This is a genomic window from Pantoea sp. ME81 (assembly GCF_903970985.1).
Classification (GTDB): Bacteria; Pseudomonadota; Gammaproteobacteria; order Enterobacterales; family Enterobacteriaceae; genus Pantoea; species Pantoea communis.
This window is the reverse complement of the sequence record NZ_CAJCKS010000115.1, coordinates 1-15,907: the sequence shown is the minus strand read 5'-3', so window position 1 is coordinate 15,907 and position 15,907 is coordinate 1. Positions and strand designations below refer to the sequence as shown.

Annotated in this window: 18 protein-coding genes; 11 read left to right on the top strand and 7 right to left on the bottom strand. The window is 49.7% G+C overall.

Features of this window, described 5'->3' with window-relative positions; all coding sequences use genetic code 11:
* Nucleotides 1-45: 45 nt before the first annotated feature.
* Both map and H7A81_RS18675 read right to left on the bottom strand, forming a co-directional pair.
* On the bottom strand, nt 46-834 hold the full coding sequence (map, locus tag H7A81_RS18680; protein ID WP_182058365.1) for a type I methionyl aminopeptidase: 789 nt from the start codon (nt 832-834) through the stop codon (nt 46-48).
* Complete coding sequence (locus H7A81_RS18675; protein ID WP_034822655.1) at nt 831-1,076, bottom strand: ParD-like family protein; 246 nt, start codon at nt 1,074-1,076, stop codon at nt 831-833. Before H7A81_RS18675 ends, map begins: the two co-directional genes overlap by 4 nt.
* 757 nt (nt 1,077-1,833) lie before the next feature.
* Here H7A81_RS18675 and H7A81_RS18670 point away from each other — a divergent pair.
* Entirely contained in the window at nt 1,834-3,600 is a 1,767-nt protein-coding gene (locus H7A81_RS18670; RefSeq protein ID WP_166936069.1) for a sensor domain-containing phosphodiesterase, read from the top strand.
* On the opposite strand, the gene H7A81_RS18665 is transcribed toward H7A81_RS18670, so the two are convergent.
* Both H7A81_RS18665 and H7A81_RS18660 read right to left on the bottom strand, forming a co-directional pair.
* On the bottom strand, nt 3,592-4,380 hold the full coding sequence (locus H7A81_RS18665) for a hypothetical protein (RefSeq protein WP_182058364.1): 789 nt from the start codon (nt 4,378-4,380) through the stop codon (nt 3,592-3,594). The genes H7A81_RS18670 and H7A81_RS18665 overlap by 9 nt on opposite strands.
* Complete coding sequence (locus H7A81_RS18660; protein WP_034822666.1) at nt 4,381-4,578, bottom strand: hypothetical protein; 198 nt, start codon at nt 4,576-4,578, stop codon at nt 4,381-4,383.
* A 249-nt stretch (nt 4,579-4,827) separates the two neighbouring features.
* On the opposite strand from H7A81_RS18660, the gene H7A81_RS18655 reads away from it, so the two are divergent.
* Nucleotides 4,828-5,028 carry a hypothetical protein gene (locus tag H7A81_RS18655; RefSeq protein WP_182058363.1) on the top strand — a complete coding sequence of 67 codons (201 nt, stop codon included), beginning with the start codon at nt 4,828-4,830 and terminating at the stop codon, nt 5,026-5,028.
* A 263-nt stretch (nt 5,029-5,291) separates the two neighbouring features.
* Nucleotides 5,292-5,417 carry a hypothetical protein gene (locus H7A81_RS27740; protein WP_255253253.1) on the top strand — a complete coding sequence of 42 codons (126 nt, stop codon included), beginning with the start codon at nt 5,292-5,294 and terminating at the stop codon, nt 5,415-5,417.
* A 69-nt stretch (nt 5,418-5,486) separates the two neighbouring features.
* On the opposite strand, the gene H7A81_RS18650 is transcribed toward H7A81_RS27740, so the two are convergent.
* On the bottom strand, nt 5,487-5,738 hold the full coding sequence (locus tag H7A81_RS18650) for a hypothetical protein (RefSeq protein ID WP_182058362.1): 252 nt from the start codon (nt 5,736-5,738) through the stop codon (nt 5,487-5,489).
* Between the two features lie 225 nt (nt 5,739-5,963).
* On the opposite strand from H7A81_RS18650, the gene lepB reads away from it, so the two are divergent.
* On the top strand, nt 5,964-6,899 hold the full coding sequence (gene lepB / locus H7A81_RS18645) for a signal peptidase I (protein ID WP_182058361.1): 936 nt from the start codon (nt 5,964-5,966) through the stop codon (nt 6,897-6,899).
* Between the two features lie 41 nt (nt 6,900-6,940).
* Here lepB and H7A81_RS18640 read toward each other — a convergent pair whose 3' ends face one another.
* A complete protein-coding gene (locus tag H7A81_RS18640) occupies nt 6,941-7,126 on the bottom strand; it encodes a general stress protein (RefSeq protein WP_072016973.1) in 186 nt (61 codons plus the stop codon).
* Nucleotides 7,127-7,324: 198 nt separating this feature from the next.
* Here H7A81_RS18640 and H7A81_RS18635 point away from each other — a divergent pair, with 198 nt between their 5' ends.
* The 4 genes from H7A81_RS18635 to H7A81_RS18620 all read left to right on the top strand — a co-directional run bounded on the left by H7A81_RS18635 (nt 7,325) and on the right by H7A81_RS18620 (nt 12,268).
* Nucleotides 7,325-7,927 (top strand): LuxR C-terminal-related transcriptional regulator, encoded by a 603-nt coding sequence (locus H7A81_RS18635; protein WP_182058360.1) that lies wholly within the window; start codon nt 7,325-7,327, stop codon nt 7,925-7,927.
* A 134-nt stretch (nt 7,928-8,061) separates the two neighbouring features.
* A complete protein-coding gene (locus H7A81_RS18630; RefSeq protein WP_058961215.1) occupies nt 8,062-8,784 on the top strand; it encodes a YoaK family protein in 723 nt (240 codons plus the stop codon).
* Between the two features lie 205 nt (nt 8,785-8,989).
* Complete coding sequence (gene bglF, locus H7A81_RS18625; protein ID WP_182058359.1) at nt 8,990-10,858, top strand: PTS beta-glucoside transporter subunit IIABC; 1,869 nt, start codon at nt 8,990-8,992, stop codon at nt 10,856-10,858.
* Between the two features lie 15 nt (nt 10,859-10,873).
* A complete protein-coding gene (locus tag H7A81_RS18620) occupies nt 10,874-12,268 on the top strand; it encodes a glycoside hydrolase family 1 protein (RefSeq protein ID WP_182058358.1) in 1,395 nt (464 codons plus the stop codon).
* A 30-nt stretch (nt 12,269-12,298) separates the two neighbouring features.
* On the opposite strand, the gene licT is transcribed toward H7A81_RS18620, so the two are convergent.
* A complete protein-coding gene (licT, locus tag H7A81_RS18615; protein ID WP_182058357.1) occupies nt 12,299-13,162 on the bottom strand; it encodes a BglG family transcription antiterminator LicT in 864 nt (287 codons plus the stop codon).
* Between the two features lie 340 nt (nt 13,163-13,502).
* Between licT and fliD the strand changes: the two genes are divergently transcribed.
* From fliD to H7A81_RS18600, 3 genes are all read left to right on the top strand, one after another.
* A complete protein-coding gene (gene fliD, locus H7A81_RS18610; RefSeq protein WP_182058356.1) occupies nt 13,503-14,921 on the top strand; it encodes a flagellar filament capping protein FliD in 1,419 nt (472 codons plus the stop codon).
* A 145-nt stretch (nt 14,922-15,066) separates the two neighbouring features.
* Entirely contained in the window at nt 15,067-15,675 is a 609-nt protein-coding gene (locus H7A81_RS18605) for an ATP-dependent Clp protease proteolytic subunit (RefSeq protein WP_182058355.1), read from the top strand.
* 25 nt (nt 15,676-15,700) lie between these two features.
* The coding region (locus H7A81_RS18600) for a metalloregulator ArsR/SmtB family transcription factor (protein WP_182058354.1) at nt 15,701-15,907 on the top strand (207 nt) is incomplete at its 3' end.

The window sequence follows — 15,907 nt, the reverse complement described above, 5'->3', positions numbered from 1 at the left end:
CTGCATTGGCGCATCCTGAATGCCTGTCAGCGCGCTAAGCCGCACTCAGCCTTCTATTGCTGCGTAATCGCCTGTGCCTTCAGGCCATGGCGTAAGCAAATCGAAGCCGGTCTCGGTCACAGCAAGAGTGTGTTCCCACTGCGCCGACAGCGAGCGATCTTTTGTCACCACCGTCCAGCCATCAGATAAAACACTGGTGCCTGCTTTGCCGGCATTGATCATTGGCTCGATGGTAAAGATCATGCCTGCCTGCAGCTCAATCCCTGTGCCCGGCGTACCGTAGTGCAGAATCTGAGGCTCGTCGTGATAAATCTCACCAACACCGTGACCGCAATATTCACGCACCACTGAAAATCCGGCTTTCTCCGCCACCTGTTGGATCGCGGCGCCGATATCACCCAATGTTGCACCGGGTTTGACGACTTTAATGCCCGCAACCATCGATTCGTAGGTGATATCGACCAGACGTTTAGCGCGCACTGATGGCTCACCCACGTAATACATGCGGCTGGTATCACCGTACCAGCCATCTTTGATGATGCCGACGTCGATGTTGACGATATCGCCATTCTTGAGCTTCTTCTCACCTGGAATGCCATGGCACACCACGTGGTTTACCGAGGTGCAGGTGGTGCGTGTATAGCCGTGATAACCAATATTCGCGGGAACAACCTTCAGTTCATTGACAATATAGTCATGGCAAATGGCGTCCAGTTCATCTGTGGTCACGCCGGGTTTGACGTAAGGGGTGATGATTTCCAGCACTTTTGCCGCGGCGTGTCCGGCAGCGCGTGCCAGTTCGATTTCTTCAGCAGAATGTAGTTTGATGGTCATTGCGCGATTCCCTGCGAGGTTAATGTAGGCTGGTCAAGCAGCTGCGCTAAATCTGCGCCGCCGTCACGTTCGACACGCATCAACAGGCGCGTCAGTTCCTGAAGGTTGAGGTCAGGATATAGCTCAGCCAGCATGCCAATCTTCATCCAGTGTTCTGCCTGCGCATTGATGGAACGGCTTAACGCCGTGCTCGCGATACGCAGATTCTCATGCATCAGATCAGAAATTTTTACGATACCCATTATGCGATCCGTATATGAAACATAGTCGTTTTGCATATAGATTACGCTGCGTCTGGATAAGATGGAAGGGGAAATGTTGGGAAGTTTGCCGTGACCCTGTACAGCATCTTCACCTCTTAGCCGTTTAAGCCTGCTACGGCGTGACAGGGTGGCGTGATGTGTGGAGGAAAAGATAGACTAAAGAAAAAATACCCTGCGAAGCGGCTTAATAATCGTTGCAGAGTAATATCTCTGGATTTCCCCAGAGCAGGGTGTTGAAAATTCGGGATTTGAAACCTTAGCTAAAATAAAATAATCCCATTATTGAGAGATTAAGCTAATAAGCGAGACGCATCATTAAGAGAAAACCTGGACCGACTTAGCGATATGACAGGAATATATATGCCGTGATGCATCGCTTATTTGATGCTTTTCTGTGCTTGTTGAATTACGGACAACAGACTGAATTTTATGCGGTAATTATTAAATCCTATTAATGCGTGCGCAATTGATAAGATCTCTGGGCAGCCGTAATCCTTGTTATCAATTTACGCCTCGCTTGAATGGGATGAAGGATACCTTTACTCAGTTCTCATGTAAGATTTTTGTAAAGATATTTCAGCATGACAAACCGTGATGGCGAGCATAATATGGTGATATTCACCGGTTAATAATGAGCAAAATAGACGCAAAATGGCGGATATTCTCCTTAATGATAATGAAGTTATTCTTTTGAGTTCAGCATTGCTATCCGTGCCAATGGAATGGGCGAGTGCAAATGAGCATAACTAACGAATTGAAGCCAGGCTGCATCACGCTCCAGGCACTTCGGAATCCGGATATCTGCCGTGACGATGTACTGAGCAAATTCACTGATTTGGTCAGTAAAACGCTGGATGTTCCCAGCAGTTTCATCTCTGTCCTTGACGATGATTTCCAATACATCAAAGCTGCGCACAACTTTAACGTCGGTGAAACGTTGCGTGCCGATTCATTGTGTCAGTACGTGGTCGAGGGGGATCAACCGCTGGTGGTGCCCGATACCCAACTGGACGCCTGTTTTTCCGTCAATCCTTTTGTTATAGGTGAACCTTTTGTTCGCTTTTATGCGGGCGTGCCACTAAAGAGCCAGGAAGGGCTGGTCTTAGGCACGCTGTGCGTGGTGGATAGCAAACCACATACCTTTAGCGCTGAAAAGCTGGCGACGATGACGTTGCTATCACAGCTGGTTATTTCCTTTCTTGAAGCCTGGCATTCTGTGGGTTTTACCGATTTGGTTACAGGATTGCCTAACCGACAGCAACTGATTAGAGACCTGCAAGCCTTGCGTAATGCGGGTGATAACACGCGGTATCGACTGGTGTTGATCGACTGCATCGATATGCCGCGAGCCTATGAGCTGGCGCGTTCGTTGGGCATGGCACCTGTCGAAGGGCTCCTCAAAGATATGGCAACGTTACTGCCGCTACGTCTGCGTCCCGGCAAAAATGAACTGCTCTATACCGTGGCAACCGGGCGGTTTGCGCTATTAACTCAACAAGAAAGTCCATTGTGCGCCGAGTGGGTTGCGCGACGCATGGAAGGCGTACGCGCCGAGATTGGCGAAGGTTTATCGGTCGATTTGGCGACACATACCGGTGAAACCCTCTTTTCGCCGTCAGAAATTTCCGCTCAGGAAGCGCTGCGTCGAGCCGTTAGTGCCTTGCATGAAGCCATTTGTCGCGGGATCCCGTGTATGAACTTCAGTGAGGAAAACGATGAGCGGCGTACGGATGACTTTACTCTCGTCAACGACCTGGCCACTGCTGTACGGCACAACCATGGATTGTATCTGGTGTTCCAGCCGAAAATCTGTCTGAGCAGCGGTTTACCGATTGGGCTCGAAGCGCTGATCCGATGGCGCCATCCCACCCGAGGTGAACTTTCTCCTTCAGTTTTCATCCCGCTCGCGGAACAAACCACGCTGCTGCAAGAGATCACCGAATGGGTCATTGATAAAACCATTGAGCGGTTGAAACGGCTCAACGGGCAAGGTATCCAGTTGCCTGTCACGGTGAACGTTAGCGTGCGCGACTTTAGCCAGGAAAGTTTTGCTGACAGGCTCGAGAATAAGATGATCAAGGCACGTCTGCCGACGAATCTGCTCGGCATTGAGTGCCTGGAAACTGAGCGCATCATCGAAAGCGCGGCGGCCATTAAGGGACTGGAAATGTTGAAACTGCGCGGTTTTGGTATTGCGCTGGATGATTTCGGCACCGGTTACAGCAATATCAGCTACCTACGAAAAATGCCTCTGGATGTGGTCAAACTCGACCGTTCGATTGTCGGCGGACTTGCCACGGATACCGCATCACGCATCATCACCCGCAGCATTATCGCTATGCTCAAAGAACTGGATTATGTGGTGTTAGCGGAAGGCGTGGAAAATATTGAGACGCTCGAAGCGTTAAAAGAGTTCGGTTGCGATCAGGCGCAGGGGTTCTTTCATTCCCGCCCATTACCTGAAAGCGAACTGGATAATTGGTTACGCTGGAAGTTAGGGTGATGCGTCTGTCCTGACGTCATCGGTTCCTGCCTCACCCATTGCCAGAGCACTGGCGCTGGCGGGATCAAATAGCGACAGACTCTCGATTTGTTCCACCATAATCACTTTACGAAACGCTAAAGCTGTTTTGGGTTTCGACATGAAATCAATTTGGTGCTGATGATACCAACGGCTGTAATTGTGCTCAACGGCGAGATTTAGCGTACGTGAATCGCGATAACCGCTGAGCATCGGTATTAATACAATATTAGCCGTGCTGGCATATTCGAAGGTGGCGGCATGAATCATGCCGATGTAGATGCGTCGGGATTTTAGCGTTATCCAGGCTAACTCACCGTCTTCCATACACTGCAACAACATCTGTTCAATACCGTTCGAACGTGACAATCGCTGATAGAGGTCGCGGCGGCTGCTGGCGGTTAATCGCGCGCTGCCAGCCCAGTTTGAGCGATACACACAAAACAGCACGGCAAAGGCGAGCATAATCACGACCGGTGCCTGAATACCCAGGAAGCTCCAGGTCATAAAATCCACATGCCAACGAGCATGCACCAGGTGGGTAAGTGCAAAAGTATTATTGATCGCGGAAGCGGCGAGTAATATCAGCCAGACAATCCCGGTGGCAAACACGCCCTGTAAGACAAAAATACAACCATAAAGGGCAATTAAAAAGTAAACATCCCAGCCAAAGGAACGCTTTATTTTTAAGCGACTCGACATGTCCCGGCTGGTGTACCAATAACCACACACCATCAGCACCATAAATATTGCCGTTCCCATTTAGATATCCTTCAAGGTTTTGACATGATGGGCAAAATCGCGCTGAACTTTGGGACTTAACGGATTAACCGAAGCGTTGCCATCTTCATCAATAATGATCCTGTCACCCTCCTGAATGGATTCTTTCATATCTTGCTGGCTCATCACTTGTAGCAATGACTCAGGGCTCTTGAAGAGGGCGATAACAAAGTGAAACATGTTATTTTCCAATTAATTTGGGTACCGAGAGTATGGCACACTATCCGATGTGAATTTGGGTTAGTGACTTGAATAAGAGGCGTTTTTCGAACTTACGGATTAATCTGTCTAAAAATCTGAAGTAAGCGAGACCGTAGGGGAATGGAAAAATTTGCCAGTTTTAATAATGAATGGCTTAGGTGTTCAGCATTCATTTTCTGTCGTTAAAATTAGACTACAATAAGAAAGACATTAAATATGAGGTTAATTATGAAAGATCATCATACGAATGAACAACGTAATAAAGAAGGGGATGTGCATAAGGAATTTCCCGAAGCCGCCCCCAATGTCGGCAATGCGTATGAAGAGGATGACCATCCAGCAAAAGACAACCCTGAAGATCATGGAGAGATTCCGCGCACGCGCGATGATAGTAAAGATCACAAGCAGGATCCTTATCAGGATAAATAGCCTCGCTGACAATTAATCGCACCCGACATTTAAACAACATCTCTCTAATGATAGGGTTTGCTTAATCAGTTGAAATTGTTGATTAATTAGCCTGTAATTTCGAAATAAACGAAGCATGTAGTTTATAAAGTTAGCTTTTCTAGTGGTTAAAGTATTTTATAAAATATCCTACGCTTGATTCACAAAATCGGTTATTTGCTGCACAGCATCAATCATCACCCCACTAAACTACTTATACCCAATCAGGGTGAATGGAGGTATATATGTCAGAACGTCCAGATCCAGATGATGTTAAGCCGCTGCCTGGCGACGATTTACCCTTACCCGATGAAGAGGGTGATGAGACTGACGATCGTGATCTACCTGATGATCAAAAACCGATGATCTGATTCTCAATTCAGAGCCGCGTAAGCGGCTCTTTTGCGTGATTTGCAAGGGTATTATTGCGGTACAGCATTTCAATCATTGGATGATGCATCATCTTTGATGTATTGCCGTATCGCTTCATGCATGGCTCGGTTACGGTCAACGTCCAGTCCGCGCTCTTCATACTCTTTAGCCATGTTAATAATGACTTCATCATATTTCCCTTTAAAGGTGATGTTATTCACCGCGACCTGTTTAATCATCAGTTCACGCAACACCTCCGTTTCGATTTTTAAACGCTGAACCGTTTCTTCAAGTTCCTTTATTCTTTCTTCGGTGGACATTATCACTCCCTATTAAGTTATGTAGATTAAGCGAGCCACATTATTGAAAAGAATATGGCATTGAAAAGCCTATAACTCAAGCCTCACCATTCGCATCATATTAAGCGAGCCGTAAAGCACAGATTGGAGAGCGATAACCTAACATTTGGTTTATATTGACGGCGCAAATTAACGAGCCGCAACGATTGATGCGAATGAATAACGCGGTAGCGCTGGAACCCTCTTATGATGAACATCTTCGCCCTGATACTGGCGATTGCTGTGGTTTTTAGCGGCCTGAGTTGGACATACAGGCTTTGGGCTTTGACGCGCATCACCGTTGAGAAAAACCAGGCAGAATCTTCGCTCATACAGCAGGGTAAAACTCAGCGCCTCCCGAGTTGGCTGGATACGCCCGCATCGCTCTTTCCGTTACTGGTCATCGTGTTACTGGTTCGGGCCTTTGGCTGGGAGCCTTTTCGCATTCCTTCTGGTTCCATGATGCCAACTCTCCTCACCGGCGACTGGGTGCTGGCAGATAAATATTCATACGGGCTTCGAAATCCATTCAATCAGAAAACGTTGCTTGCCACCGGACACCCTAAACGTGGTGATATTGCGATATTTACGTTTCCTCAGGACGAAACGCAGTTGTTCATTAAAAGAGTGATCGGTTTGCCCGGTGACAAAGTCATATTCAATCCAGCCTCACAACAGCTCACTATTTTCCCTTTTTGCCAGGACCATCAATCTTGTGCACCTGCGCTAGCCATTCATTACAGTGCGCTCAAAGCGGGCGAGTTCGTCGAGACTGCCGGAATGCATCCGGGCTTTTATGCCAGACCGATTGGCGAGGAAAAGCCTTCTGAACAGCGTTTACTGATGGGCACTGAAACGCTGGCGGGGGTGACACATCGCCTTTTGCAGAAGCCTGAATTGACTGTTTCAGCATCGGCGTTTTTCCATCAACCAGGCCAGCAGCCTGGAGAGTGGGTGGTGCCGGCGGAGAGCTATTTTATGATGGGGGATAATCGTAACAACAGCTATGACAGCCGCTATTGGGGGTTTGTCCCTGAACGTAATCTGGTGGGCAAAGCGGTGGCGATTGGATTTAGTATGGAAAAACAGGAAGGGCAGTGGCCGACAGGGCTGAGGCCAGGTCGCATCGGGCGGATCCATTAAGAGAAGATGCCAGTCCCTGGCAGAACAAATCCTAAAGCGCTTTACTCAGACTTTGTTGGAGGACGGCGACTTATCTTGCCTCCTTTCCGACCCGCTTCAACGGCGCGTTCAGGATCGTTTCTGAAGTTGCCTCCACTGGCTTTGCCTCCCGCTTTGCCAGCTTCTCTTGCGCGTGCCGGATCGTTAGCAAAATTCCCTGCACCGCCTCTGTAGCTCTGTTGTTTCATAGGAAGACCTCATATCAATGTTCCGTGAGAGATAAGGACTAGCTAGTCACTCCATAATTTTAGTGCGCGATTGCGGCTTCGCCAGCGCGGGATAATTAATATTTTGTAGTCTTTATCGCACAAAAAAAGAAATGTTGTCCGATTTAAAATAGCCACTAATCACGATTAAATGGTTTTTTAATTGTTTAAGTAATAAACATGAAAATATTAAATGTTGAAGCCAATTTCTGGGCCGCGCTTGGCTTAGAAAAGTTATTAATATCTGCAGGTTACCAATTCTTATCATGCTCATCTTTAAGTGATGCAAAAAAAATATTAATCGATCAATCTATCGAAGTAATGATTATTGAGTTAAAAACCGAAGCGGATGATATTGAATCTTCCTATGCGTTTTTACGCCTGTTGCAGGCACTTTATCCTTGTATCCGCGTGTTGGTACTGACCGACATTAATGATGCTGCGCTGCTTAATTTTCTTGCCCATGAATTTCATTCGGTTTTATTTCTGACAAAAAAAGCCTCATTAGCCAGCATTGTTCAAAACGTCAATACACTCGCTGAGAAGAGACCGCATACATCAACACGCAGCCGTGTTCCTTCGCTCTCGCTGCAAGAATTTCACATGCTGAAATGGCTTGCCCGATACAGCAGTCAGCAGGACATTGCCTTGCGTGTCAGACTGAATAACAAAACCATCAGTCACTATAAGCGATCGATTTACACTAAACTGAATTGTGAGAATAATGTTCAGTTTCATCATCGGCTTACGCAATACGGGTTTAATCGAACCCATGTCGATTAATACCTCTACTGACTGTATCCCTCGCTCATAACTCCCTGTTATGCCCGGTCAGTAAAGGGTGCTTTTTGCCTGAGGCTTGAGAATTCCGGCCCGCAGGAGGAAGATATTCCCCTTTGCCAGGGCCGGGAATAGCCATGCTGATCACCTCCGAAAACACGCGCACTTTTAATACGGATACCCGACTCGCCTGCACGCTGGCGGCTGTGGCGGGCGCGCTGAACACAGCTGCATTTGAAACCGTCGGTTTTTTCTCTGCCAACATGACGGGCAACGTCTCGTCACTTTCCGATCATCTGGCGAAAGCAAATCTGCATGTCGGATTGTTCTTCCTGCTCATCGTGCTGCTCTTTATAGCGGGTTCTTCTGTCTCGACCCTGATTATCAACTCCGGACGCAGGCGACAAATTCGCGGGATTTATGCCATCAACATCCTGCTGGAAGGCGTGGCACTATTCGCGCTGGGCGTCATTGAGAGTTGGTTCAGCTTTAGTGAATCGGGCGTATTGCTGGTGCTCAGTTTGAGTTTTTTGATGGGATTACAAAACGCCGTGGTGACCCGGATTTCCAACGCACGCGTGCGCACCACCCATGTCTCCGGTACCGCTACCGACATTGGCATTGAGTTGGCCATGTTGTTTGATGTGCTACGCCGTAAAGAATCCCCGAAAGATGCGCCGCTCTATATCGAGCGTTTAAAACTGCACTTCTTCACGGTGATGGCATTCCTGTTCGGCGGCGTGCTGGGTATTCTGCTGCTGAACGCGCTGAGCTATAAACTGTTAATTTTGATTGGTGTGATGCTATCTGCCCTCGCTTTGTCAGCATTACAACGTGCCGGGCATGCGCTGCACTCCTGAACAATAATTGACGCGCTTCACACATTTCAGCGCGATTTTTGAAAACTGCTTGCTACTTTTTGGCAATGCTCAGCAAGATAACCAGCGTTAAGGATTGTTACTGTTCGGCAGGCAAAACCTGAGGCGCGCCCTTTCTCGATAGCAGAGGGCGCGCCTCAGGTTTTTTTTTGCGCGAAATTCGAGGCGTTTTGCAGGAGAAAGGAAGATGCAATATCAGGAACTGGCAGATGACATTGTGGCTGGCGTGGGGGGAAAAGATAACATTATCAGCGTGATGCACTGCGCAACACGCCTGCGCTTCAAATTAAAAGAGAGCCAAAAAGCGCATACCGCCGAGTTGAAAAATAATCCTGGCGTGATCATGGTGGTGGAGAGCGGGGGTCAGTATCAGGTGGTGATCGGCAACCAGGTTGCGGAGGTCTACCGCGCGTTAACGGCACGCTATGCCCTCGACCATGCCGATAACGTGGAGGACACTACGCCACAAAACCTGTTTGCCCGTTTTATCGATCTGGTTTCCGGCATTTTTACACCCTTTATTGGTGTGATGATTGCGACAGGCATCATCAAGGGACTGCTGGCGTTGGCGCTGGTGCTCGGTGTGATGGACGCGAGCAGCGGCAGCTACAAAGTGCTGTTTGTTGCCAGTGATGGACTCTTTTACTTCTTGCCGATTCTGCTCGGCTACAGCGCCGGGAAAAAATTTGGCGGTAACCCCTTTGTCAGCATGGCGATTGCCGCAGCGCTGGTGCATCCCTTGATACTTGAAGCGATGCAACAGCAGCAGGCAGGAAAGCCACTGACCTTTGTCGGTATCCCGCTGGAAATACTCAATTACAGCTCCTCGGTGATCCCGATTATCTTTGCTGCGTGGGTCTCAAGCCTGATTGAGCGTTGGGTACATCCGCGTTCACCCGGTGCGGTGCGTAACTTCACTACGCCGCTGGTGTGCTTGCTAATCACCGTGCCGCTCACTTTTCTGGCGATTGGCCCGGCAGCCACCTGGCTCAGCCGCTTGCTGGCGGAGGGTTATCTGTGGATTTACAGCCTCAGCCCCATGGTTGCAGGTGCGGTGATGGGCGCCATCTGGCAAATCTGTGTGATATTTGGTTTGCACTGGGGACTGGTGCCGATCATGCTCAACAATCTGGCAAACTTCGGTCACGACACCCTACTGCCATTGCTGATGCCGGCGGTATTAGGACAGGCGGGCGCGACATTGGGGATCTTCCTGCGCACGCGTGATATCAAACTCAAAGCGATAGCCGGATCGGCATTCACTGCCAGCATTTTTGGTATCACTGAACCCGCAGTGTATGGCGTCACGCTGCCACGTCGACGTCCTTTCATCTTCGGCTGTATTGGTGGCGCATTGGGTGCCGCCATTCTGGGCTTCTGGCACACCACCATTTACTCCTTTGGCTTCCCCAGTATTTTCACGTTTATTCAGGTCGTGCCCAGCACGGGTATTGATGCCAGCGTGCTGGCGTCCTTTGCCGGTGCAGCGGTCGCGCTAGTTTTCGCCTGTGCCATGACCTATGTGTTTGGTTTACGAGAGTCTGCGGCACAACCCGTTGTGGCTGAACCCGTCGCCGATCCCGCGCCTGCGACATTAACGCGCCGTGAAAGCGTGGTGAGCCCGATTGCGGGTGACGTGTTGCCGCTGGAGAAAGTCAAAGATGAAACTTTCGCCAGCGGTTTACTCGGCAAGGGCGCGGCCATTCTGCCGCACATGGGCCGCGTAGTATCGCCCGTCAATGGCGTAGTTTCCTCCATGTTCCGCACCGGACATGCAATTGGACTGACGTCAGATCAAGGTGCGGAAGTGCTGATCCATGTTGGACTCGATACCGTCAAACTCGACGGGCAATATTTCCATCCTCAGGTACAAAACGATCAGCCAGTGAAAGTGGGCGATGTGCTATTGGAGTTTGATATCGAGGCGATCAAAAACGCTGGATTCGACCTCACCACACCGGTGCTGGTGAGCAACAGCGATGAATTTATTGATGTATTAACCCTGAACAACAGCGCAGTGAGTGAAGGCTCGCCGCTGCTGGCCGTGCTGAAATAACCAAGGAGCAAGTAAATGACTACACGTTTCCCGGATGCATTTTTATGGGGTGGTGCCGTTGCCGCCAATCAGGTGGAAGGTGCCTGGCAGGAGGGCGGTAAAGGGCTATCGACCTCGGATCTGCAACCCAAAGGTATTTTTGGCGCGCGCGTTGAACGCAGCGGCAATGATTTTGGCATCAAAGACACGGCGATTGATTTCTATCATCGCTTCCCGGAAGACATCAAGCTGTTCGCAGAGATGGGCTTTACCGTTCTGCGTACCTCGATTGCCTGGACGCGTATTTTCCCACAGGGCGATGAAGCTCAGCCAAACGAGGAGGGGTTGGCCTTTTACGATCGTTTGTTTGATGAGATGGCAAAGTACAACATCACTCCGCTAGTGACGTTGTCACATTACGAAATGCCTTATGGTTTGATCAAAAAATATGGCGGCTGGGGCAATCGCATCACTATTGATTGTTTTGAACGCTATGCGCGCGCGGTATTCACTCGCTTCCAGCATAAAGTGAAGCTGTGGCTGACGTTCAATGAAATCAACATGTCATTGCATGCGCCCTTTACTGGCGTTGGATTACCGGAAGAGAGCGAGCAACAGGCGATTTATCAGGCGATTCATCATCAGCTGGTGGCGAGCGGCCGCGCCGTACAAGCCTGCCATGAGATTGTTAAGGGCGGTAAGATCGGCAACATGCTGCTGGGTGCGTTGCTCTATCCGCTCAGCTGCCGTCCGGCCGATGTGTTGGAAACGTTGCAGCAGAATCGCGAGTGGTTATTCTTTGGTGATGTGCAAGTGCGCGGTGCCTATCCCGCTTACATGAAACGCTTCTTCGCCGATCGCGGAATCACCGTCAGCATCACGGATGAGGACAAACGCGACCTGCGCAACACCGTGGATTACATCTCCTTCAGTTATTACATGACCGGTTGCGTCACCACCAATGAAGAAGAGAACCAGAAAGCGCAGGGCAATATCTTGTCGATGGTGCCGAATCCGCATCTCGCCAGCTCAGAGTGGGGATGGCAGATTGATCCGGAAGGTCTGCGTATTCTGCTTAACATCTTGTACGACCGTTATCAGAAGCCGCTATTTATTGTGGAAAATGGCCTGGGTGCCAAAGATGTGGTTGAGGCCGATGGCAGCATCAATGACGATTACCGCATCCAGTATCTCAATGATCACTTAGTGCAGGTGCGGGAAGCGATTGAAGATGGTGTGGACGTGATGGGCTACACCTGCTGGGGACCGATTGACCTGGTCAGCGCTTCTAAAGCCGAGTTCTCGAAGCGTTACGGTTTCATCCACGTTGATCGCGATGATGCGGGCAACGGCACGCTGGAACGCTCGCGTAAAAAGAGCTTCTTCTGGTATCAGGATGTGATCCGTAGCCACGGCGCGGCATTGAAATAAACCCGCTAACGGGCGCGTTGGCGCCCGTTTTTACGCCTCGTCGGCATCTTCCTGCAACGCTAATGTCTCTTTGCGAACTCGCTCAATATGGATAGTGAGAAACATGCGCTCTTCTGCCGAGAGGGCATAGAGATATTTTTGCTGGATATGGCTGTCGATCTTCATCGCGCATTGATAAGCAATCGGATATTTGTCGCGCACCACATCATGCAATGACTCATCTTCGCTGCACACGCCGCGTTTTCCCAGCATGCGCTGGGCAAAAAACTTCAAATGGTTAACGAAGCGGTTATAGCTCAGGCTGTCGGTGCGGTAATCCAGTTGCAACCGATACTTCACGATATGCAAAATCTCCTGCATAAATTGCGTCACGTGAGAGACATCGGCAAAGTCGCTGCCCAGTTGCGCGTTGACTAAGTGCAGGGCGATAAAGCCTGCTTCATCGTCAGGCAACACCACACCGAGGCGTTTATTGATCAGTACCAGTGCTTCCATGCCGATCGCGAACTCTTTGGGGTAGAGCGTTTTGATCTCCCACTTCAATACATTACGAATCGGAATGCCTTGCTGATGGCGTTCAATCGCGAAATGGCAGTGATCGCACAGCGCAATCGAGAGGCTCTCATGCAGCGGCTGACCCAACTGTTGACGTGCGCTGGCGATGATTAACTCGCTGGTTGTGATGACTTCCAGCGGGATATCAGAAAGCAACTCGCTTAGCCTTCCTGTCAGGGTGTCACTCTGCAGTGCGAAGACTTTTTCAATCTGCTGCGCATCCAGCGCATCGCCCACACGCTTCTGAAAAGCCAGCCCGCGACCCATCACGACCTGTTCTTTGCCGTTCTCGCCCAGTACGACCACGACATTGTTATTGAGGATCTTCGCGATTTTCATTTTTATCAGCCCTGAAAAAGAAAAAACCTGACCCACCGGGAGAGCGGCGTGTCAGGTTTTGCCTGCGTTTGCGCGCAGTAACAATCTGGCGAGATCATAAGCCGCTCTGTGATTCCGACAAGCATACTGACCGTTAAATGTGAGACACGTCATGTTTTATTGCGTAGCGAAGCGATGGAGGAAAAACAGGGCAATGGCCCCTGAAGCCGCGTCTGCACTGATGTTGTGCAAACTGTAAGGATATTCGTAAGGAAATAGTAAAGAAATGGTCAGGTTTTCTTAAAGGTTTGCGTTAAGTCGCCGATAGTACCGTAACGTCAAAATAACAGGAGTTACGTACATGGCTGGGATTTCAACTTTAGGTGTGGGTTCAGGACTGGGTTTAAGTACCATTTTGGATAAGCTGACCGCCGCTGAAAAACAGTCACTGACACCGATTTCGAAGCAGCAATCTGCCGCCACGGCGAAGCTTTCTGCTTACGGCACACTTAAAACCGCGATTCAGGCTTTTCAGACGGCTAACACCAAATTAAAGGATGCGAGTCTCTATACCGCGACCAGTACCACTTCCAGTTCGAGTGCATTTAGCGCGGATACCAATGGCAGCGCGCTGGCAGGGAAATACACCATCAGCGTAGATCATCTGGCGCAATCGCAAACGCTGACCAGCTTGCCAAAGGCGGATGTCAAAGCAGCGATGGGTGATGGCAGCGATTCGCGCATCTTGAAATTTGTTACAGCGGACGGCAAAGAGAATAGCATCACGCTGACCAAAGATCAGACCTCGTTGTCGGCGCTACGTGACACCATCAACAAATCCAATGTAGGTATCAGCGCTAGCCTGATTAAGGTATCCAGCACCGAATTTCGTTTGTCATTAACGTCATCAGCCACAGGTACTGATCACGCGGTCAAGTCACTAAGCGTGATCGGCGATGATACGTTGCATGGTTTTATTGGTTTTGATGCGGCTGACACCGCTAACAGCGGCATGACGCAAAGCGTGGAAGCGCAGAATGCCAGCTTAACCGTCAATAATGTACCGATTGAAAGCAGCAGCAATACCATTTCCGATGCGGTGGAAGGCATTACGCTGAAGCTGAATGATAAAACCACCGGTAATCAGACATTGTCGGTGAGTACTGACACCAGCAAGGCGAAAAACGCCATCACCGATTGGGTGAATTCTTACAACTCATTGCAAGACACCATCGGCAATCTGACAAAGTACACGGCGGTGGATGCGGGTAAAGATCAAGACAGTAAAAATGGTGCGCTGCTAGGAGATGGCACGCTGCGTAACATTCAGACGCAGCTGAAGAGCATTCTGGCGAACTCCTCAGGGTCTACGGTATATAAAACCTTGAGCCAGGCGGGCATCACCACCGATCCTACAGATGGAAAACTCAAGCTGGATGCCGACAAACTGACCACTGCGCTACAGGTCAGACCGGATGCGGTGCGTGACATGTTTTCCGGTGATGGTAAGAAAACCGGCGTCACCACGGTACTGGATACCACTTTTACCGCGTTTTTGAGCAGTAAAGGCGTGATTCAGGGGGCGACGGACAGCATCAGTAAAAAACTGAACCAGCTGACCGATCAGTACAACACCACCAGTAAACGCATTGATGACAAAATCGCACGCTACAAAACCCAGTTCACCAATCTGGATAAAGTGGTCAGTGTACTGAATAGCACCAGCAACTATCTCACACAGCAGTTTGATAATATGACCAGCAGCAACAGCAAAAAATAATTATTCCCGCCAATAGCGGCGTGTCAGGGCACTTTTCCGTGCCCTGTTAATTAACATCGTCATCGATTGACGTTGCATCATACTCGCCTAATAGATAAGTAGGTGCTAATGTGTTTGGTGTCCCCATCTATTGCAGAGTGATCCCATGCGCGACAGTAACACCGAACCTTCTGAACCGGCAGCACCGCCAGTTAACCCATCGCTGATGGAACAGCTGATCAACGCACGCAAGATTTTCATTACCGGCACCGTGGATGAAAAAATGGCCAAAGAGGTGGTTCAGCATCTGCACATCCTCGCCGCCATCAGCGATCGACCGATCACGATCTTTATCAACTCTCCCGGCGGTCATGCTGAATCGGGCGATATGATTTTTGATGCCATACGCTTTATTACACCCGAAGTGATCATGATTGGTTCTGGTTGTGTTGCCAGCGCAGGTGCGTTGATTTATGTCGCCGCCAACAAAGCAAATCGCTATGCGTTGCCCAACACCCGCTTCCTTCTGCACCAGCCTTCCGGCGGCATGCAAGGCCCCGCCAGCAATATGCAGATTTACAGCAATGAAATCGTGCGCATGAAAAATCGCCTCAATCATATTTTCGCGGATGCCACCGGGCAGGCGATTGAGAGGATTGAGCAAGATACTCAGCGTGATTTCTGGTTGAGTGCGGAGCAGGCGGTGGAATACGGTTTGGTGTCGAAAGTGATCGTCACCGAGCAAGAGATCGCTGCGCATTATCTTGCTGCTTAAATAAGCCAGTGCTAATGTCATCAACATGATTGAAAATGCGATATTCAAAGCACTGGCGGATCCGACCCGCCGTGCCATATTTGAAAAGCTGTCGGTGGGGCGCATGAATGCCACAGCGTTGCGCGACGGGATGGAGATCAGCCAATCGGCGATGTCTCAACATCTCGCGGTGTTACGGGGTGCGGGACTGGTGCGTGAAGAGCGGCAAGGGCGCTTTGTGAACTATGAAGTC